The following is a 17897-nucleotide window of genomic DNA, read 5'->3' as shown; positions in this document are numbered from 1 at the left end:
CTTCCCTCGCCCAGAATGCGTTTTCCTCCACATCCGTTCCGATTTTCCTCTTTTCAACAAAGATGTCCGCGGTACGGCTTGTCGGCGGCACGGCTGATTGCGGCAGCGCGTCAAGGCCGGCAGAACAGCGGTGCGTTGCCACCTTCGTGCGCTCGTTCGCGCGATGCGGATGGAGCTCTCGTTCAACGGCCTTGGATGGCACTTCGGCGCGGTCTCTCTCGTCGAAGACGGATAAAAGTCGAAGTCGATCTCTGGGGTATCCTCGACGGGCTTCAGATACTCGCCCTTCCCTGCCCCCATGAGGTGTGGATCAGCCTGCCGAGTTCGACTCTGTCCGATGCGTCCTCGGGGTGGGGTAGCCCGCACACCAGGTGCCTGGCAAGTACTCTCTTAGGACACGCTAATAAATAAACACGTCTGATCGTGATTGGTGGCTGATAATGGTGTATGGCCGTTTCCGGGGATGTCGTCAGGGAGCTGGCTGCGGAGTTCGAGGCGGTGCTGCCGCATCTGGATGAGCGGTCGGCGCGGCTGGTGCTCGCCGCTCGGGCTCGTTCGCTGGGGCATGGAGGGATCGTGGCAGTGGCCCGGGCGTCGGGCTCGTCCCGGTCCCGGGTGCAGCAGGGCGTCGCCGAGTTGGAATCGGGGCAGCCGCCGCTGGACCGGGTGCGCCGTCCGGGCGGGGGCCGGAAGAAGATCACCGAAACCGACCCCGGCCTGGTCCCGGCGCTACTGAAACTGGTGGAACCGACCCGTCGGGGAGACCCGGAATCGGCGTTGTGCTGGACGACGCTGTCCACGGAGCATCTTGCGGGTGAGCTGACCGCCGCCGGGCACCCGGTCAGCTCGGTGCGGGTCGGGTCGCTGCTGAAAGAAAACGGGTTCAGCCTGCAGGCCAACTCCAAGCAGGTGGAAGGCAACCAGAACCCGGACCGGGACGGCCAGTTCTCCTACCTCAACGACCAGGTCATCGAGCACGTGGTCGCCGGGGATCCGGTGATCAGCGTCGACGCCAAAAAGAAGGAACTCGTCGGCAACTACAAGAATCGCGGGGCGGAGTGGCGGCCTGCCGGGCAGCCGGAGCAGGTCAAGGTACACGACTTCATCGACCCGGACCTGGGGAAGGCGAACCCGTACGGGATTTACGACGTCGCCGCGAACACCGGATGGGTCAGCGTGGGCACCGACCATGACACCGCCGCGTTCGCGGTCAACACCGTCCGCTCCTGGTGGGACACCACCGGGAAGGCGTCCTACCCGGGGGCGTCACGGTTGCTGATCACCGCCGACGGCGGCGGCTCCAACGGGTACCGCACGAGGTTGTGGAAGACCGAACTCGCCGCTCTCGCCGCCGACACCGGGCTGGCCATCACGGTGTGCCACCTGCCGCCCGGCACGAGCAAGTGGAACAAAATCGAGCACGGCCTGTTCTCCTATATCTCGATGAACTGGCGAGGCAGACCGTTGACCAGTCACGAGGTCATCGTGAACACCATCGCCGCCACCACGACGCGGACGGGCTTACGTGTCCACGCTGAACTCGACCAGAACGAGTACCCGCTCGGCGTGAAGATCCCTGACCAGCAGATGAAGGCCCTCGAGGCCGACGGGATCCTCGCCCGCCACGACTGGCACCCAGAATGGAACTACACGCTCAACTCGACACGCCCAAGTTAATATTCAGCGAGCCCTTACTTCATCGAGCCCTCAGCTGGGTTCCGATTTCGGACGACGATGATCTGTGCGGCAAAGATTGCTGCAGCGACGGCCGCTGCGATGACAACGGTGAGTGGGTCACTTTCGACTTTGAGGATCGTAAAGGGGATCAGGATCGCCAAGTCGAGAAGAATCGTGAATACAGGTGGCCATACTTTCGCGTGAATCTTGGTGCGGAGATGACGGATCACACCCCACTGCACAGCGATATCCATCGCAAGGTAGAGGAAAGCCCCCATGGACGCGATCTGACTCAAATCCAGGAACGCCGTCGCAAGAATCGCCAGCCCTGCGGTGATGATGAGCGGCTGCTGTGGGACCCGCTCGGGTAGCGACGGCGCTTGACGCATTTCTTGCAGCATCCCGTAGAGACGCGAGACCGAATAAAGGCTGGCCAGCAGCCCCGACAGGGTTGCGACGACGGCAATCGCAACCGTGATCCAGATCCCCCACTGGCCAAAGATCGGTTCGGCGGCAGCAGCCAGGGCGTAGTCGCGGGCCTTTACCGCGCCCGTTGCGCCGATGCTGGATGCAACCGAAACGGTGATCAAAAGGTAGAGGACCGTGCAGATCGCGAGGGAGATGACGATCGATCGTGCAATGTTCTTCTTGGCATCCCGAATGTCATCGCCCTGATTAGTGATGGTCGTGAACCCTTTATAGGCCAGCACACACAGTGTCGCGCCCGCCAGAAGCCCCACGAGATTCGGGGCGTCACCCGAACTGTGAGCGAACAGGCCATCGCCGCCGACGCTCGTTCCGATCAGACCGGCAATGGCAAGCACCGCGATGCCGACAATTTTTAGGATCGCGGTAGTGGTTGCAGACCCTTCAACGAACCTATTTCCGACCAGATTCACGGTAGCTGCAGCCACAATCGCAAGGACACCAAGGATGGGAACGAGAATCGTTGAGTCTTGGAGGCCAAAGGGGCGTAACAGGTAGGTGCCGAATGTGCGAGCGAGGAGGCTCTCAGCGACGACCATGGACACGTACATGAACAGAGTGAACGAGCCAGCGGTCACCCCCGAACCGTACGCGTCCTTCAACAGCATCGCGATCCCACCCGCGGACGGATTCACGCTGGAGTAACGGGTGTAGGAGTAGCTGCTCACGCCGGCTACGACCGCTCCCAGCAGGAAGGCGAGCGGAAACCAGTCCCCCGCGAAGCCAGCCACCTGACCGACAAGCGCAAAGATTCCCGCGCCGATCATCACCCCCGTGCCCAGAGAGATGGACCCGGTCAGTGAAATCTTGCCATCCTTCTCAGACATCTGAATTCCTCTCCTCTGGCCCGGCCGCAGAGCATGGCTCAATTGGATCAAACTCATCCCTGCTCCTCCTCCCCCTACGTTAACCCCCTCGACCCGGTCGCAGCCGACCGCAACGTCGCCCATTGCCCCGGTTTTGCTGGCGGCCGCCTGCTCAAACGCCAGGTCGAGAGCTTGGCCTCTCACGGTGAGGTTTAGCCTTCCAACCGAGATCCGTTGCCCGCCGCCTCGTCTGGTCATCGAGCGCAGAACCAGCCAGCATTGAAGAGATCTGCTAACGCACCTCAATGACGCCCATCATGCCCCTGTCCTCGTGGTCAAGGATATGACAGTGGTAGACGGTGCGTCCGACGAAGTCGTCAAAGGCAATCCGCACCCGCACCTGGCCACGCGCCGGGACGTTCACCACATCCTGCCAGGCCGGTCTGGCGAGGGCGCGACCAGCGGACTCCACGACCTGCATCCGCCACACGTGCAGATGCATCGGGGGAACCATCGGACTGGTGTTTGTCAGAGTCCATTCCTCGACGCTGCCGGCTTCCACCGTGACATCCACCCGGTCAGGGTCGAACTCTCGACCATTGATGGTGAAGCTCATCATCGATCCGCTTCCACCTATCATTGCGCCCATTCCCATGGCAAACGTCAGTTCTCGCCGGGCCGTGACGGCACTGCCGCGCAGGTCACGGGGCGCCCGCTGGGCCGGGACTTCAAATGCCGCTAACGGGCTCGCCAGCGACAGTCAAGGTGGCAAGCGAGGCGCGATCGGCCGGGGGGCCGGAGCGCGGCCGGTCGCGAGCGCCCATCATCCCCCCTGGGCCACCCCGATCGTAGGGCAGCGTCTCGAGCTCCGCCGTGCGCTCGACCATCGTGACCAAAAGGTCCGCCCGGTTGCCAGGCGCGAGAATGATCGCCTCCACGGTTTCGGGCGCTCCGAATCGGCCTGAGTCGACGCAGAGCAGCTGCATCGGTGACGTCCCGCTGAGTGGTGGAGTTTCTCGACACCGTGCGGGATCAGCTGTTGTTGATTATGCCGCGTTGAGTTCTGGGATCGCCACCTCCTCGCTGGCCGCGGTGAGGAGTTTCATGGAGTGCTCGCTGAAGTAGCGGCGGTCGGCGCCGTCCCATTCGTCGTGCTGCTCGATCAGGACGTGGCCTGCGAGACGCAGGAGCGCTGAGGGGTTGGGGAAGGTGCCGACGACGTCGGTGCGTCGTTTGATCTCCTTGTTCACCCGCTCCAGGGGGTTCGTGGACCAGATCTGTCGCCAGTGCTGTTGCGGGAACCCGCAGAACGCGAGGATGTCGTTCTTCGCATCCTCGAGCATGTCTGCGATCTTCGGATGCGAGCGGGTGAGCATCCTGACGACTTCGTGGAACTGCGCGAACACGTGCTCGGTGTCGGGTTGCGCGAAGATCGTGCGGATGATCGATGCGACCATCGGTCCTGATGCTTTCGGGACGTTCGAGAGCACATTGCGCATGAAATGGACCCTGCATCGTTGCCAGGCAGAGCCGGCGAAGACGGTCTCGATCGCGGAGATCAGCCCGGTGTGCGCGTCGCTGATCACCAGCTTCACCCCGCCGATCCCGCGGGCCTTCAGGCTGCGCAGGAAGCTCGTCCAGAACGGCTGCGATTCGGTCTCTCCGACCTCGAAGCCCAGCACTTCCCGGCGCCCGTCGGCGGCAACGCCGATCGCGACGACGACAGCTTGAGAGACGACTCGGCGGCCGACCCTTGCTTTGCAGTAGGTCGCATCGAGGAACACATACGGGTAGGTCGTGTCGGCGAGGGGCCGGTCACGGAACGCGGCAACGTCCTCGTCCAAGTTCGCGCAGATCCGTGATACCTCCGATTTGCTGATGCCGGTGTCCGCGCCGAGCGCTTTCACGAGGTCATCGACCTTGCGGGTGCTCACGCCGTGAACGTATGCCTCCATCACGACCGCGAACAACGCCTGATCGACGCGGCGGCGCCGCTCCAGCAGCGACGGGAAGAACGACCCCTGCCGCAGCTTCGGCAGCCGCAGCTCGAGATCCCCGGCCGTGGTCGTCAGGGTGCGCGGGCGGGTGCCATTGCGTTGCGTGACACGGTCCGGGGAACGTTCGAACGGGGCGGCGCCGATGAACGCGGCCGCTTCCGCATCAATCAGCTCCTGATAGAGCGTTTCCGTCGCGACACGGATCCGGTCGGTGACATCGGTGAGTTTCAGTTCCCCGAGGAGCTCGAGGAGGGCAGACTGGTCAAGAGCCATCGTGCGTTGTGTCTTTCTGTGAGTAGCTTTAGTCGGTTCTCACTGACCATCGCACGATGGCTCACCACGTCAACGACGTGACACTCCGAGCCGAGAACTACACCACCCCATGGGACGTCACCACACCGGAAGGATTAGCCGCGCTACTACGGCTCGCCGGACTGCGGTAAAGGCATTCGAAGTCGACCCAGGCCGTTCTACCACCACGCACCAGATCCCCACACGGACGCAACCGACACGCGACTCGGCGGACAACGAAATCTGAGGACGCAGGATCAATCCCAACCATCCGTGCAGAGAATCGCGAACTTCGACAGCACGATCACGGGCCCACGTTTCTGGATATTCATCGCGGCGGCCTGTGTGGGCGTTTCGGCTTCGCGGGAGCGCCCGCAAACGGGACGCCCACCGGGACTCCTGCCCCGGAACGACACACCGGTGCCGACGCGTGCGGTTCCGGCAGGCGGACATTCCCGTAAGACCCGCCCGAGAAAATGCCTGGTCAAGGGACGCTAAACGCTACAGCGGATCCGGTGATGAACTGCTCGCCGGGTCCGCCCTGTTTGCTTACTTACCCGTGCCTCGCGCGTGGGTGTTCTTCGTGTGGGCGAGGCGGTAGGAGTCGCTGCCGGTTTCGATGATGTTGCCGCCGAAGGTGAGTCGGTCCACGATCGCAGCGCAAAGCGCGGATCAGTGAGAGTCTTCGTCCAGCCGGAGAACGACGAGGCAGCCTTCGAGTCGAATCCCAACGGGTTCCTCACGAAGCTGGTCGGACTAGCTCGACTCGTCACCGATCCACGGGCGGTGCTCGACTCCCTTGACGCACAGCAATGGCGCACGGTCTAGCCTGGGCTCCCCCGGCGAACTGTCAAAGCTAATACGAGAATCCTCGGTCCGGAAGTTGTAGACCCGGCCGTCGACGGTCACCCCCAGCCCGTACCCGGAGTGCGTCGGATATTGAGCAATGGCGCGGGTACCCGCGCACCTCTGTGGCATGAGCAATAGCCCTGCAGAAACGCCGCCCGGATCGCCCATCGCCATCCCGCTCGCAGTCATCACGGTCAGCGAGCGCGGCACCATGAACGTCAGCTGCAACGGACACGACTTCCCGCCTCCAAAGCCGGACGCGCCTTGGAGCCGCGCAGGGTTTGGTGATCTTCTCGACGCAATCTCCGACCACCGCACGCACACCGTCCGAGTCGAAGTGCACGAGGTCGATGGCTCCGTGTTCACCGACATCTTGCATGCGGCGCGGCGAGAACAAGCCATCGCCGACGTTCAGTCGCTCAGCACGACGCGGCGAGCGCGGCACCGCCCCACGCCTCAGCTCATCGAGGTCACCGGGTCCGGTTTTATCCCCGGCGAAGATGTCACGGTCGCGATGTCACTCTCCAGTGCTGAAGGATCCGCTGGCGGGAGCGCCCGTGCGGTCATCGATGTGAGCCAACTCGTCGACCACCGATCGGAGATCTTGCTCATCGGACGTGTCTCCGGCGTCATCGTCACCGAACGTTTGCCATCGTGAGCGCCCCAGGCGGCCAGGGCCGGGCTCTCGGCGATGACTTGACTAACTTCCTGATGATCGCTCTGATCGCAGTCTTCGGGGTTGCCGTCGTCTTGCGAGCTGCTGGTTCCATTGCGGCGTTCTTCTCTGGAGGTGCGCAACCTCAAGCCGGAATTGCAGGCGGAGTCGCCCTGCTCTTCAACCCGACGAACCCGTCCGAGGTGCTGCAGGCACCTGGCCTGAATACAGTCCTCTACTGGTCGATTGCAGTACTACTACTCCTGATGCTCGGCGGTGCTATCGGGTGGACTTGGGTCCGTTGGCGTGGGCACTCGCACAACGTCGATGCCGATCCACGGCGCCTTGCGGGAACTGCCAGCAGTCACGAGGTGGTGACCAGTGCATCCACGAAGGCGCTCCTGCGCCGGGCTGCGACGCTTCGGCCTTCGCTGGATCAGCCGAAACCCGAGGAAGTGGGCTACCTGCTCGGGCGCTCGCACGGCAAGCAGGTGTGGGCCAGCGTCGAAGACTCGATCCTCCTCATCGGTCCGCCACGTTCGGGCAAGGGCCTGCACATTGTGATCCCGGCCATCCTCGATGCGCCAGGTGCAGTCGTAACGACGTCCACTCGGCCCGACAACCTGACGGCAACGATGCGGGCACGCGAGCGGATCGGTCCCGTCGCTGTATTCGATCCACAGCATCTTGCTGAAGGCGTCCGCGCTGGGCTGCGGTGGTCGCCTATTCGGGGCTGCGAGGACCCGTTGACCGCGATGATCCGCGCGACCGGCCTTGCCGCAGCCACCGAGCTATCCGCTGGCGGCGTCGAGGGCGGAGGGTTCTGGGAGGGAAAGACTCGCATCGCTCTGCAGGCGCTCCTACACGCGGCCGCGCTCGATCATCGAAGCCCGGCTCAGCTGTTCCGGTGGACTCTCGACCCGTCGGCAGCCGCCGAGGCTGTCGCCATCCTGACGGGCTCACCGCTGGCAGCCACGGGGTGGGCAGATTCGCTGGAGGCAACGCTCGACGCCGACCCGCGCACGCGCGACAGTATCTGGCAGGGCGTTTCGCTCGCATTGTCGGCGCTGGCCGACCCTAGAGTGCTGGATGCTGTCAGCCCGGGAGAAGGCGAGCAGTTCGATCCCGAGAGTTTCATTCGTGATCGTGGCACGCTTTATCTTTTGGCGACGGGCGTTGGGGCCGGAAACAGTGCAGCGCTCGTCGCAGCTCTCGTTGAAGACCTTGTCGAGACCGCCCACCGAATGGCTGCTCGATCACCCGGCGCACGGCTCGACCCGCCACTACTGTTTGCGCTCGACGAGATCGGAAACCTTGCGCCGCTACCCTCGCTGCCCACACTCATGGCAGAAGGAGGCGGCACCGGCATCACAACGATGCCCGTGCTCCAATCCCTTGCCCAGGCGCGGGACAAGTGGTCAGAGAACAAGTCGGCAGCGATCTGGGACGCCAGCATCGCGAAGATCATCCTTGGTGGCGCCTCGAACTCACGAGACCTCCAAGACCTCTCCACGCTGATCGGCGAACGCGACGAATTCACCGACTCAGTCACGCTCGGTGACCATGGCTCGCGCTCGAACCAGCGTTCCATCCGTCGCGTACCGATCTTGCCGCCCGACCGCATTCGCACGTTGCCGTTTGGCACCGGGGTCATCTTGCTCCGGTCGGCGCCCCCCATCATCACTGACCTCCACCCTTGGCCCGAGCGCTCCGACGGTCAACAGCTCAAAGCAGATCGTGCGGCGGTTGAGTCGCTGTTGGAACGCCCTGCCACGCCATGATCCGCGCTGGGGCGCAGCGCGCACCTGCCTGTTGCAGCAGCCATCGCATCCGATGGCCGCCCCAACAGATCAAGGAGTTGTCATGTCCATCGACACCCAGCAAGCCATCACAGGATTCATCGCGACCGAGCCCCGTCTGACCTACACCGAGGACGGCACCGCGCGGTTCTACGCTCGGATCGGCATAGAGCATTCGCAGCAGACCCCAGACGGAAGCTTCACGCAGCTCGACCCGTCCTTCCACGACATGAGTGCCTTCCGGCGCGCAGCCGAAGAAGGAGTCACTCGATTCCACAAGGGCGACAAGTTCATCGCCACCGGGCGCGTGCGCGAGTACAGCTACGAGAAGGACGGCCAGAGCGTCGCAGCCGAGGAGTTCATCGTCTCCCGCTTCGGTCACGACGTTGCACGCACCCAGTACGAGGTCGATCGCGGACCCCATCGCGACAGCAACATGCGCGAGTCGACCGGTCGTGATGCTGCCCCTTTTGAATCCCCCGCCCGAGCACGAGCGCAGTCAGATGTCGCTCCTGCGGTCAGCATCTGAGCAGGAGCGGGCATCATGAGTGACTTCGTTCCCACCGCTGAAGCACACGAAGGGCGCGACGAGGATGACTACGACGAATCGCTCGTGGCTGAACCACCGCATCCGATCAACTGGAATCTCCTCACCGCGAACGACGCGGAGGTTGAGTGGCTGGAGCTGAATCGCTGGGTCGACTGGCTCCGCCGCACTTACGGGCTCCCGGCCGCAGTGATCCCGCCCTATTGGCACCGTCATCCCGAACTCGTGTGGGAGCTGTCAGCGCTGCATCTGCACTGGCTGTGCGCCTATGACCCCAACCAAAATGGATCCGCACCGCTGGGGTGGCATCGCGACTTTGCGGATGCTCGCCTTCGCCTCCGCGACTGGGTCGCTACTTCCGGGACTCGACTCGATCGTGATCGCCCCACACGGCAAGCCACCTGGCCCGGCGAAGAGCCGCCTACCCCCTCCGAAGAGTCAATGATCACCGACCGTGAAGCCGACTTTGTCGAGTTCGTGGTTGATGACGTTCAGCGTCGTCAAGCAGCTGAGGACGAGTTCTACCGTTCGCTCGGCGATCCTCCGCAGGAGGAGTCATGAGCAACGCGGCAGAAGCGACCGCGCCCGTCTCACCATTGCTGGATAGTCGAGAGGTCGCCTCGTACCTGAAGGTCTCCGAATCGACATTGTCTCGATGGCGCTCCGCGGAGACCGGGCCACCATTCATCAAGCTCGGCGGTATCGCCCGGTACCGGCTCGAAGCCATCGACGAATGGCTGCAGAAATTGGAGCCGCACCATGGCGCGCCCAGTTGAGCCGATGCCAGAGTCCTCACCCCGACCGGTGCCACCGATCGGGGTGAGGATCTCCACCGACATGGAACGACGCTCCTACGGGATTCGAGCGCGGGCACGCTGGACCGATCCGCTCTCCAAGCAGCGCGTGATCCGTACCGAGATCGTGAAGGACGAGGCAACCGCACGGGCATTTTTCGAAACGCTCCGTAATTCTTCGGTCAAGGGAATGGACGTCTCCATGACGCTCCTGGAGTTCTTCACCTCGATCGAGGATCGATGGGCACGCGGCCTCGATATGACCTCTACCGGAGACAACTACCGGTATGGTCTTCGGCTACGAGTGCTCCCGGCGCTTGGCCATCTGCCCGTCACTCAGATCACCGCGGGAATGATCGACCGCACGATCGACGACTGGGAGAAGCAGTATGGCGCATCGACGATCAAGAACACCATCGCGCCACTCGTGCGGGTGCTCGACGAAGCCGTTCGCGATGGTCTGATCACAATCAATCCCGCCAAGCACCGGGCGAAGCGGAGTCTCCACCGAAACGCCTTCCGAAACCAACCCGCCGAAGATGCTGCCCCGCGCGCGCACGCGATCCCTGACCTGCAGAAGCTGAACCAGCTCGCCTCCGCCTGCGGCGCCGTCCACCAGTCCTATTCAGACTTCGTGATGCTCGCCGCTCTGCTGGCAGCACGTTCTTCAGAAGTCTCCGGACTTCAAGTCGGAGACGTGGACTTCACAAAGAACCTCGTCATCATCCGAAGGCAGGTCTTTCCCGGCAGGGGTGGCCTCATCACCAAGCCAACCAAAAGCCGCAAAGAGCGTCGCGTGCCGATTCTCGACCCACTCCGGCCGGTCCTGAAACGACTCTGCGCGTTCAAGCAATCGGACGCACCACTCCTCGTCGGTCCGCGGGGCGGTTTCCTCACGACGGCCACCGTTCGCGATGCGACCAGCTGGGACCAGGTCGTTGCTGACCGCGGCCTGCCGAATCTCACCCGACACGGCCTCCGACACACCGGTGCCACCTGGCTCGCCGACGCCGGGGTCCCCCTCCATGTCCTCCAAGAGATCCTCGGACATGCCTCAATCGAGACAACACGCGGCTACCTCCACCCCGATGACCGCCACCTCGCATCCGCCGCAGAACAAGCCAACGCCTTCCTCAGCAGAGACGCCCGCCCGAACACTTCAGGACGGCCGCGGCAAGGCACCGGACGCGGACTGTGAGCGGCTCAGTCGTGGGTTTCCGCCGTTCTGGTCCCCTTTTGGTCCCCTTATCTACAGACAGGGCATCGCGACGGATTCTGTCATCCACAGGTCGACCACGCCTACCTGTCCAGGGGGACCAGAGGGGGACCAAAGAAAACGACGTTCAGAAACAACAAATCCCTGATGAAAATTGCTTCTCATCAGGGATTTTCTGTCGGGCTGACAGGATTTGAACCTGCGACCCCTTGACCCCCAGTCAAGTGCGCTACCAAGCTGCGCCACAGCCCGTGGCATCATTTTTCAGTTGTTCGGGCCGACCGAAGAGTGGTAAACCACTTAACCCCCAGTCAAGTGCGCTACCAAGCTGCGCCACAGCCCGTTGTTCTCCGCTCGCGCGGAGGCAACTCCACTATCTTAGCCGGACGGCACGGGCTTCGCGAACCAGCATCCTTGCCCGTGTCGGACCGCGGGGCGTAGCCTGCCCCACATGCCGAAGATCACCACCGCTCTCGCACGCCCAGAGATCTGGGAAGACATCCAGCACACGCTGAGCGGCGGAGGTGACGGCCGCAGCTGCCAGTGCGTCTGGCCGGTGCTGACGAACAAGGAATGGGAGACCACGGATCTGGACCAGCGCACGGCGATGTTCCAGCAGGAAGTGGCGTCGTCGCGCCCGCCGGGACTCGTCGCGTACGTCGATGGTGACGCCGCAGGATGGATCCGCGTCGGGCCTCGCACGCTCCAGCGCCGGCTCGGTCGCACCCGCAACATCGTCGCCACGACACGCGAACCGCTCGATGACGATGACGTGTGGGCCGTCAGCTGCTTCGTCGTGCGCAGAGAGTATCGGGGACTCGGGCTGAACGCGAAGCTCCTCGATGCCGCAGTCACGTATGCTCGGGAGTCCGGGGCCCGCGCGATCGAGGGGTACCCGATCGACACCGCCCGAGCGAACGTGCGCGTGAACGACCTGTTCCATGGCGCGCTGTCGACGTTTCTGTCTGCCGGGTTCGAGAAGATCGACGGCCCGAAACCGGAGCGCCCGCTCGTCAGCCTGACGATCGCGTGAGACGAGACCGCACGCTCTCAGCGCCGAACGCTGCGCGACCACGGCGTCGACAGCGAGGCTGCAGACGATCGCGACCGCGGTGGCGAAGAGCACCGCCTCCAGACGCAGGATGCCGAGCATGAGCGATGAGTGCTCCGACGACGTCGTCAGCAGCACGGCCGGCGTGAGGAAGAGGACGAACAGCGCGTAGTTCCCGGCATTCACGTAGGCGACGCAGAGCACCACGCACACCACGGCGGCGACGGTGGGGATCGGTGATGGCAGCATCGACAGCAGCACGGCGATGAGCGCTCCCACCACTGATCCGACGATGCGCAGGTATCCCCTGGTCACGCGCTGGTCCGCACCGACCGAGACGACGATGCAGAACGAGAGCAGCACCCAACCGACGTACGGGAAGTCGGTCAGCCGCGCAACGACGACGATCAGCAGCGCGCCGGCCGATGTCGCCACGGCGTACGACACCCGCTGTCGCATCGTCATCGACGTGCGCGACTTGTCCGACCGTGACTTCGCGATCGCAGAGAACGTGAGGATGACGCCGGCTCCGATCGCAGAACCGAGCAGGACGTGCCAGACCTCAGCCCCCGACTGATTGAGCGACGCGAAGGCGAGGAGGTTCACGGGAGAGCGCGTGAGCAGCGCCGCCTCCCCCAGGCCCACGAACGCCTGCAGCAGGCAGACGACGACGAGCGCGACGAGCGTGACCCACAGCCCCGCCCCGCCGATCACGAACCCCAGCAACGCCACGCTCAGCGACCACGCGACGGACAGGATCCGCGTGCGCCAGCTCGCCGCGCGCACCACGGACAGCAGGAAGAGGATCGTCAGGTACCCGGACAGCGCCGTGTTCGGTCCGATGAGCAACTGACTCGCGCCGAGCACCGCTGCGGCGACGGCGACGAGCAGGCCGGCGAAGAGCACGTCACGCCAGGAGAGTCCGACGCTCGGTCGGCCGGCATCCTGCAGCATCGCCCCTCCCCCACGACGACCGAGTCCCGTGTCCCGTTCACTCGGAACAGGGCACGGGACTCGAATTCGACCGGTTACTTCTTCTTGCCGACCATGTTCTGCACGGCGGCCGTGATCGCGGCGAAGTCCTCCTACTTGTTGGCGATGAACTCCAGCGCCTTCAGGCCGGTGTCCAGCGCACCCGTCGCAAGCTCCCCGACGTCGGAGAAGTGGTGGCTGACGTTGCCGGCAAGACCACCCTCGAGGGCCAGGCGGCTGACGAGGTCGAGGCGCAGCACCTTCGAGCCCTCTTCGAAGCTCATGTCGTCGAGGTCGACCCACACGATGCTCGGACGGGTCGTGGACTCGAAGACGTAACGACGGTTGGTGAGGTCGAGGACGACCTGCCAGATCGTCTGCGATGCGTCGGGCTTACCCGGCTCCGGCGTGCGGAACGGCTGAGCGGCGTTGCGGATGATGCTGAACATCGCCGCAATGCCCTCGAGCTGGGTCTTGGGCTGCACCTGGTGCTCGACGTAGTACGAGGCGCGCGCGAAACGGTCGCTGGCGAGCGTCGAACCGGGGAGCGGCTTGTCGCCGCCGAGACCGTCGATCTCCTTGACGAGCTCGAGCTGCTTGTCGAAGGTCGGAGAGTTCGTCATGACCTTGTACGAGCGGTCGTGGTAGACCTTCAGCTCGCCGCCGACGTACTCGATGATCGCCGAGTCGCCGGTGGCGTCGTCGAGCGCGAGGTGCAGGGTCGGGACGAGGTGCCCGGTGGGGTCGAAGAGCTGGCGGATGGCGACCTGGGTGGAGTTCGTCCACTCGACGGCCTCAGCCACGGTGGCGAAGTTGTCCAGGTAATACTGCAGCCAGACGGCCTGGCTCAGAGTGGTGGCGTCGTCCGAAGGCTTGCCGTAGTCGGACTCGGCGAGCCACAGGATGTGCCCGGCGAAGCCCTTCTCGTTCATGCCGTCGGTGGCGATCAGGTCGAAGGCGGTCGCGACGATGCTGCCGTACTTCGACTTCCAGGTGAGCTTGCCGTCGACGCCGTCGGTGCGCTCGATTCCGCGAGGGTACTTCCAGAGGTTGGACAGGAGATCCATGTGGAAGTCCATGTTGCGGCCGACAAGGACCGACCCGTTGGCGTCAGGCCAGACAACTCTGGTGCACATCTGCGCACATCCTTTCGTAAGGGATCTGTCGCGTGGAGCGCGCGTTGCGGGCGACAGTCAGGTTCATGATGACGCGCCTCCGGATGCCGGTCAAAACATCTGTGGCATATGATCCCCCGCAGTAGCGGCTGGCGAAGGTTCGGCCGGGCTCGGAGACTCGTCGCCCTGATGCCCGGGTGAAAGGTCAGCGGCTCGAGCGGCACCCCGCGTCGCAAGCAATGGCATGGAAGAAGCGGGACGACGACATGTGTCCGCCTGTCGTCGCCGACCGCAGGATGAACGGGCGGGTGATGCGGGCGGGTGAAATTGCCGACGACCCCCGGCGTGTCGGGTTTCCGGCGGTCGTGCGGCTCCGCCCTAGCATGGGGGGATGCCGCGCCGATCCCCGCGTCGGACGCTCCTCCCCTGGGCGTTCCTCCCGTACATCGTGATGTCGATCATCCACGTCATCGCCCGAGCCGTCGAGAGCGACGCCGCGGGGCCGACCAAGCTCTGGCTGATGCCGCTGCTCGCGCTCCCGGTCCTCGTCTCGCTCCGTGCGCGCCCGGTCCTGGCGATCGCTCTCCTCCTCATCGCTCTCGTGTTCTCGTGGCTCGGGGACGGCGCCGGAGCCTTCTTCCCTGCCGGACCCGAGCTGCCGCTGATGCTGCTCTTCTTCGGGCTGGCGCACGTGGCGTACATCGTCCTGTTCACCCGGGTGCTCGGCTCCGGTCGGCTGCCCCGATGGACCGCGGTCTTCGCCGTCTGGTGGATCGCCATGATCGCCGTACTCGGTCCGCACACCGGTGGCCTGCTTCCCGCGGTCGGAGCGTACGGTCTCATCCTCGGAGCAACAGCGGCTCTCGCCGCGCGCTGCGGACCCGTCGTCGCCACCGGCGGGGTGTTCTTCCTCGTCAGTGACACCATCCTGGCGTTCCGGCTCTTCCTTCCCGACGCGGCGCCGGGTTGGACCAGTCCGCTCGTCATGCTCACCTACACGCTCGGCCAGGGACTCCTCGTCGGCGGCGCCCTCCTCGTGCTGCGAAGGCGAGCGCGCGGATGAACGAGAAGACGATGCTCGCCCCCGTGCGCGTGGACAGCTGGCTCTGGGCGATCCGCGTCTATAAGACCCGCTCGGCCGCGACGACGGCATGCCGCGCGGGGCATGTGCGCGTGAACGGCGACAAGGCGAAGGCTGCGCAGACCGTCCGGCCGGAGGACGAAGTGCGGGTCCGCATCAGTGGCTTCGATCGGATCCTCGTCGTGCGGCAGACGCTCACCAAGCGTGTGGGTGCGCCGATCGCCGCCACCGCATACGAGGAACGCACGCCGCCGAGAGAACCGATGGCCGCTCTCGCCGTGCGAGATCGTGGCGCAGGACGCCCGACCAAGCGCGAACGTCGTGACATCGACCGGCTGCGCGGTCGCGACTGACCTCAGCCGATCCGTGCACGCAGCGCCGGCCACGCATCCGCGAAGCCAGGATGCAGCGGACGAGCCTCGACCTCATCGAACGGGACCCATTCCAGCGCCACGCTCTCGGGGTCGCTGATCACCGGCTCGAACGGCACGACCACGTCGGCCACCACTGTCGTATAGGACCAGATCTTCAGATCCAGCACGCTCGTGAAGCGCACCTCGACCGCGCCGGCCGGGATGCCTGCTTCTTCAGCGGCTTCCCGAAGAGCGCCGTCGACCGGGCTCTCACCCTCGTGGAGCGCGCCACCGGGCAGGCCCCAGGTGCCGCCGAAGTGACTCCAGCTCACCCGGTGCTGCAGGAGCACGCCACGTGAGGCATCCACGGCGAGAAGCCCAGCCGCGCCGAACCGGCCCCAGTACCGTTCCCCCGTGTCGGCCACGACCCATGCGTCACCGGGGTCGCGCGGACCTGACGGGCGTCGAGGTTCGCCGGGTTCCGGGGGCAGGATGGTCACATCTCCAGCATTTCACAGCATCCGCGCACGGGTCCCACCGCGCGACCCGGATCGTCATACGGCTCTGGAAGAATGAACGGGTGAAGCTTCTCGTCGCCGCCCTCGAATCCGAACTCATCGCCTTCCCCGAGGAGCTCTCCGGCTTCCGCCGCCTCGTCACGGGACCGGGGAAGCTCAAGGCGACATACGCGTTGACACGCGCGCTCGACGCAGACGTCTACGACGAGATTCTCGTCGTCGGGACGGCAGGGGCCCTCGACGAAACCGTCGGATCGGGCGTGCACGAGGTGCACTGGGCGTTCCAGCACGATGTCATCAACGAGGACGGCGTCCGGGGCGAGCACGTGTCGATGCCGCAGCGGATCGCACTCGGCGACGGCGACATCTCCATCGCCACCGGTGACAGCTTCATCGACGACGCCGACGCCGTCCAGCTGATCCATTCACTCGGCGGGCGCCTCGTCGACATGGAGTCCTACGCCTACGCGTGGGTGGCCGCGCAGTTCGACGTGCCGATCCGCATCTGGAAGGCAGTATCGGACAACGCGCAGGACGGCGCGAACACGACATGGGAGGAAGCCGTCACCGCGTGCAGCCACCAGCTGCGCGATCGTGTCCGCGCCGTCTACGGCGTCTAGCCCGCGAGTGCCGGCGCTCCGGCGCTGAGGCGTTCGGCGGCGAGTTCTTCGGCGGCCGCGAGCGGCGTGATCCCGCGCTCCTCGGCATCGTCGAGGATGCGTCGGACGGTGTCGCCGATCTGAGCGACGCGCCCCATGATCTCCTGGCGGGACCCCAGCTGCTTGGCCTCGTGGTCAAGATAGATGACGCCACCGGCGTTGACGACGAAGTCCGGTGCGTACAGGATGCCGCGGCGCGACAGACGCTCTGCGCCCTCCCGATCGGCCAGCGGGTTGTTCGCCGGACCGCACACGGCCCGCGTGTCCAGCGCGTCGATGACCTCGTCCGTGAGGAGCCCACCGATGCCCGCGGGGACGAAGACGTCCGACGGCAGCAGGTGCTCGGTACCGGGCGCCGCCCAGACCGCGCCGAGCTCGGTGGCGAGGTATCGGCGCTCCGGGTTCACGTCCGTGACGGTGAGCTGGGCGCCCTCTGCAGCGAGTCGTACGGCGAGCCGGCCACCGACCTGCCCGAGACCGGAGATGGTCACCCGGCGCCCGGCGACGTCGGGGCTGCCGGTGGTGCGCTCGAGCACCGCGCGCAACGACTCGTAGACCCCGAGGCTCGTCGGGCCCGCAGGCTCACCTGACCCTCCGGACGCGTCGGGAAGCCCGACGACGTGTGCGGTGCGTTCACCCACGACTGCCATGTCGTTCATGGTCGACCCGACGTCCTCCGCCGTGCGGTAGAGCCCGTCGAACGACTCCACGGCGTCGCCGAGGTCCAGGAACGCGGCGCGGCGACGGTCGGCGTCGAGCACCGTGCCCTCTTCCAGGCCGATGACGGATTTCCCTCCGCCGGCGTCGAGCCCCGCGGTGGCGTTCTTCAACGTCATCGCCGCCGACAGGCGCAGCGCGTCACCCAGCGCGTCGCTCCAGTGCGGGTAGGTCCACAGCCGGGCGCCGCCGAGGGCGGAACCGAGAACGGAGGAGTGCAGGGCGACCGCGATGAACAGTCCGCTTCGCCGCCCCGTGATCACCTCCACCCGTTCGTGGGAGAACTCGGGAAGGGGCAGGGTGTGCGACATTGC

The 17897-nt window shown here is 65.0% G+C and carries 16 protein-coding genes, 1 tRNA gene and 4 pseudogenes; 12 read left to right on the top strand and 9 right to left on the bottom strand.

What is annotated here, in order from left to right:
• Nucleotides 1–447: 447 nt before the first annotated feature.
• Nucleotides 448–1659, top strand: a pseudogene (locus JF52_RS0114935) (ISAzo13 family transposase); the annotation flags it as partial.
• Between the two features lie 32 nt (nucleotides 1660–1691).
• Here the strand turns inward: JF52_RS0114935 and JF52_RS0114930 are convergent.
• From JF52_RS0114930 to JF52_RS17885, 4 genes and pseudogenes are all read right to left on the bottom strand, one after another.
• Nucleotides 1692–2990, bottom strand: coding sequence for an APC family permease (locus JF52_RS0114930; RefSeq protein WP_033107584.1), 1299 nt, complete (start codon nucleotides 2988–2990; stop codon nucleotides 1692–1694).
• Nucleotides 2991–3261: 271 nt separating this feature from the next.
• Nucleotides 3262–3585 (bottom strand): multicopper oxidase domain-containing protein, encoded by a 324-nt coding sequence (locus JF52_RS17890; protein WP_235272471.1) that lies wholly within the window; start codon nucleotides 3583–3585, stop codon nucleotides 3262–3264.
• Between the two features lie 430 nt (nucleotides 3586–4015).
• Nucleotides 4016–5239, bottom strand: coding sequence for an IS256 family transposase (locus JF52_RS0114920; protein WP_033107413.1), 1224 nt, complete (start codon nucleotides 5237–5239; stop codon nucleotides 4016–4018).
• Between the two features lie 567 nt (nucleotides 5240–5806).
• Nucleotides 5807–5961 (bottom strand): annotated as a pseudogene (locus JF52_RS17885) (ATP-binding protein); the annotation flags it as partial.
• Between JF52_RS17885 and JF52_RS17680 the strand changes: the two are divergent.
• The 7 genes from JF52_RS17680 to JF52_RS0114885 all read left to right on the top strand — a co-directional run bounded on the left by JF52_RS17680 (nucleotide 5933) and on the right by JF52_RS0114885 (nucleotide 11099).
• A complete protein-coding gene (locus JF52_RS17680) occupies nucleotides 5933–6085 on the top strand; it encodes a hypothetical protein (RefSeq protein WP_200881037.1) in 153 nt (50 codons plus the stop codon). The pseudogene JF52_RS17885 and the gene JF52_RS17680 overlap by 29 nt on opposite strands.
• 148 nt (nucleotides 6086–6233) lie before the next feature.
• Nucleotides 6234–6764 carry a hypothetical protein gene (locus tag JF52_RS17360; protein ID WP_033107411.1) on the top strand — a complete coding sequence of 177 codons (531 nt, stop codon included), beginning with the start codon at nucleotides 6234–6236 and terminating at the stop codon, nucleotides 6762–6764.
• Between the two features lie 53 nt (nucleotides 6765–6817).
• Nucleotides 6818–8542 carry a type IV secretory system conjugative DNA transfer family protein gene (locus JF52_RS0114905; protein ID WP_200881036.1) on the top strand — a complete coding sequence of 575 codons (1725 nt, stop codon included), beginning with the start codon at nucleotides 6818–6820 and terminating at the stop codon, nucleotides 8540–8542.
• Nucleotides 8543–8624: 82 nt separating this feature from the next.
• Nucleotides 8625–9089: a single-stranded DNA-binding protein gene (locus JF52_RS0114900; RefSeq protein WP_033107409.1), complete on the top strand. Its 465-nt coding sequence runs from the start codon at nucleotides 8625–8627 to the stop codon at nucleotides 9087–9089.
• A 15-nt stretch (nucleotides 9090–9104) separates the two neighbouring features.
• Nucleotides 9105–9668 (top strand): hypothetical protein, encoded by a 564-nt coding sequence (locus tag JF52_RS0114895; RefSeq protein WP_033107408.1) that lies wholly within the window; start codon nucleotides 9105–9107, stop codon nucleotides 9666–9668.
• Nucleotides 9665–9883 (top strand): helix-turn-helix transcriptional regulator, encoded by a 219-nt coding sequence (locus JF52_RS0114890; protein ID WP_033107407.1) that lies wholly within the window; start codon nucleotides 9665–9667, stop codon nucleotides 9881–9883. Before JF52_RS0114895 ends, JF52_RS0114890 begins: the two co-directional genes overlap by 4 nt.
• A gap of 61 nt (nucleotides 9884–9944) precedes the next feature.
• Nucleotides 9945–11099 carry a tyrosine-type recombinase/integrase gene (locus JF52_RS0114885; RefSeq protein WP_235272470.1) on the top strand — a complete coding sequence of 385 codons (1155 nt, stop codon included), beginning with the start codon at nucleotides 9945–9947 and terminating at the stop codon, nucleotides 11097–11099.
• A 196-nt stretch (nucleotides 11100–11295) separates the two neighbouring features.
• Here the strand turns inward: JF52_RS0114885 and JF52_RS0114880 are convergent.
• Nucleotides 11296–11369: transfer RNA gene (locus JF52_RS0114880), tRNA-Pro, on the bottom strand.
• A gap of 199 nt (nucleotides 11370–11568) precedes the next feature.
• Between JF52_RS0114880 and JF52_RS17520 the strand changes: the two genes are divergently transcribed.
• Complete coding sequence (locus JF52_RS17520; protein ID WP_160175078.1) at nucleotides 11569–12150, top strand: GNAT family N-acetyltransferase; 582 nt, start codon at nucleotides 11569–11571, stop codon at nucleotides 12148–12150.
• Between the two features lie 72 nt (nucleotides 12151–12222).
• Here JF52_RS17520 and JF52_RS17880 read toward each other — a convergent pair.
• Together JF52_RS17880 and JF52_RS0114870 are read right to left on the bottom strand one after the other, a co-directional pair.
• Nucleotides 12223–12627 (bottom strand): annotated as a pseudogene (locus tag JF52_RS17880) (FUSC family protein); the annotation flags it as partial.
• Nucleotides 12628–13253: 626 nt separating this feature from the next.
• Complete coding sequence (locus JF52_RS0114870) at nucleotides 13254–14276, bottom strand: linear amide C-N hydrolase (protein ID WP_033107404.1); 1023 nt, start codon at nucleotides 14274–14276, stop codon at nucleotides 13254–13256.
• 370 nt (nucleotides 14277–14646) lie between these two features.
• Between JF52_RS0114870 and JF52_RS0114865 the strand changes: the two genes are divergently transcribed.
• Together JF52_RS0114865 and JF52_RS0114860 are read left to right on the top strand one after the other, a co-directional pair.
• A complete protein-coding gene (locus JF52_RS0114865) occupies nucleotides 14647–15318 on the top strand; it encodes a lysoplasmalogenase family protein (RefSeq protein ID WP_033107403.1) in 672 nt (223 codons plus the stop codon).
• Nucleotides 15319–15329: 11 nt separating this feature from the next.
• Complete coding sequence (locus tag JF52_RS0114860) at nucleotides 15330–15689, top strand: RNA-binding S4 domain-containing protein (protein ID WP_033107583.1); 360 nt, start codon at nucleotides 15330–15332, stop codon at nucleotides 15687–15689.
• Between the two features lie 14 nt (nucleotides 15690–15703).
• Here the strand turns inward: JF52_RS0114860 and JF52_RS0114855 are convergent.
• A pseudogene (locus JF52_RS0114855) lies at nucleotides 15704–16189 on the bottom strand (NUDIX domain-containing protein); the annotation flags it as partial.
• 80 nt (nucleotides 16190–16269) lie between these two features.
• Here JF52_RS0114855 and JF52_RS0114850 point away from each other — a divergent pair.
• Nucleotides 16270–16827: a phosphorylase family protein gene (locus JF52_RS0114850; RefSeq protein WP_033107401.1), complete on the top strand. Its 558-nt coding sequence runs from the start codon at nucleotides 16270–16272 to the stop codon at nucleotides 16825–16827.
• Here the strand turns inward: JF52_RS0114850 and JF52_RS0114845 are convergent.
• Nucleotides 16824–17894 carry a Glu/Leu/Phe/Val dehydrogenase family protein gene (locus JF52_RS0114845; RefSeq protein WP_033107400.1) on the bottom strand — a complete coding sequence of 357 codons (1071 nt, stop codon included), beginning with the start codon at nucleotides 17892–17894 and terminating at the stop codon, nucleotides 16824–16826. The genes JF52_RS0114850 and JF52_RS0114845 overlap by 4 nt on opposite strands.
• Between the last annotated feature and the right edge of the window lie 3 nt (nucleotides 17895–17897).

It is taken from the genome of Microbacterium profundi (assembly GCF_000763375.1).
Taxonomy (GTDB): Bacteria; Actinomycetota; Actinomycetes; order Actinomycetales; family Microbacteriaceae; genus Microbacterium; species Microbacterium profundi.
Note: the sequence above shows the minus strand (reverse complement) of the source record. Positions and strands in the feature narration are given on the sequence as shown.

Coding starts and splice junctions, on each gene's coding strand:
- JF52_RS0114930 (WP_033107584.1), bottom strand. CDS start 2,990: ATGTCTGAGAAGGATGGCAAGATTTCACTGACCGGGTCCATCTCTCTG.
- JF52_RS17890 (WP_235272471.1), bottom strand. CDS start 3,585: ATGAGCTTCACCATCAATGGTCGAGAGTTCGACCCTGACCGGGTGGAT.
- JF52_RS0114920 (WP_033107413.1), bottom strand. CDS start 5,239: ATGGCTCTTGACCAGTCTGCCCTCCTCGAGCTCCTCGGGGAACTGAAA.
- JF52_RS17360 (WP_033107411.1), top strand. CDS start 6,234: ATGAGCAATAGCCCTGCAGAAACGCCGCCCGGATCGCCCATCGCCATC.
- JF52_RS0114905 (WP_200881036.1), top strand. CDS start 6,818: ATGATCGCTCTGATCGCAGTCTTCGGGGTTGCCGTCGTCTTGCGAGCT.
- JF52_RS0114900 (WP_033107409.1), top strand. CDS start 8,625: ATGTCCATCGACACCCAGCAAGCCATCACAGGATTCATCGCGACCGAG.
- JF52_RS0114895 (WP_033107408.1), top strand. CDS start 9,105: ATGAGTGACTTCGTTCCCACCGCTGAAGCACACGAAGGGCGCGACGAG.
- JF52_RS0114890 (WP_033107407.1), top strand. CDS start 9,665: ATGAGCAACGCGGCAGAAGCGACCGCGCCCGTCTCACCATTGCTGGAT.
- JF52_RS0114885 (WP_235272470.1), top strand. CDS start 9,945: ATGGAACGACGCTCCTACGGGATTCGAGCGCGGGCACGCTGGACCGAT.
- JF52_RS17520 (WP_160175078.1), top strand. CDS start 11,569: ATGCCGAAGATCACCACCGCTCTCGCACGCCCAGAGATCTGGGAAGAC.
- JF52_RS0114870 (WP_033107404.1), bottom strand. CDS start 14,276: ATGTGCACCAGAGTTGTCTGGCCTGACGCCAACGGGTCGGTCCTTGTC.
- JF52_RS0114865 (WP_033107403.1), top strand. CDS start 14,647: ATGCCGCGCCGATCCCCGCGTCGGACGCTCCTCCCCTGGGCGTTCCTC.
- JF52_RS0114860 (WP_033107583.1), top strand. CDS start 15,330: ATGCTCGCCCCCGTGCGCGTGGACAGCTGGCTCTGGGCGATCCGCGTC.
- JF52_RS0114845 (WP_033107400.1), bottom strand. CDS start 17,894: ATGTCGCACACCCTGCCCCTTCCCGAGTTCTCCCACGAACGGGTGGAG.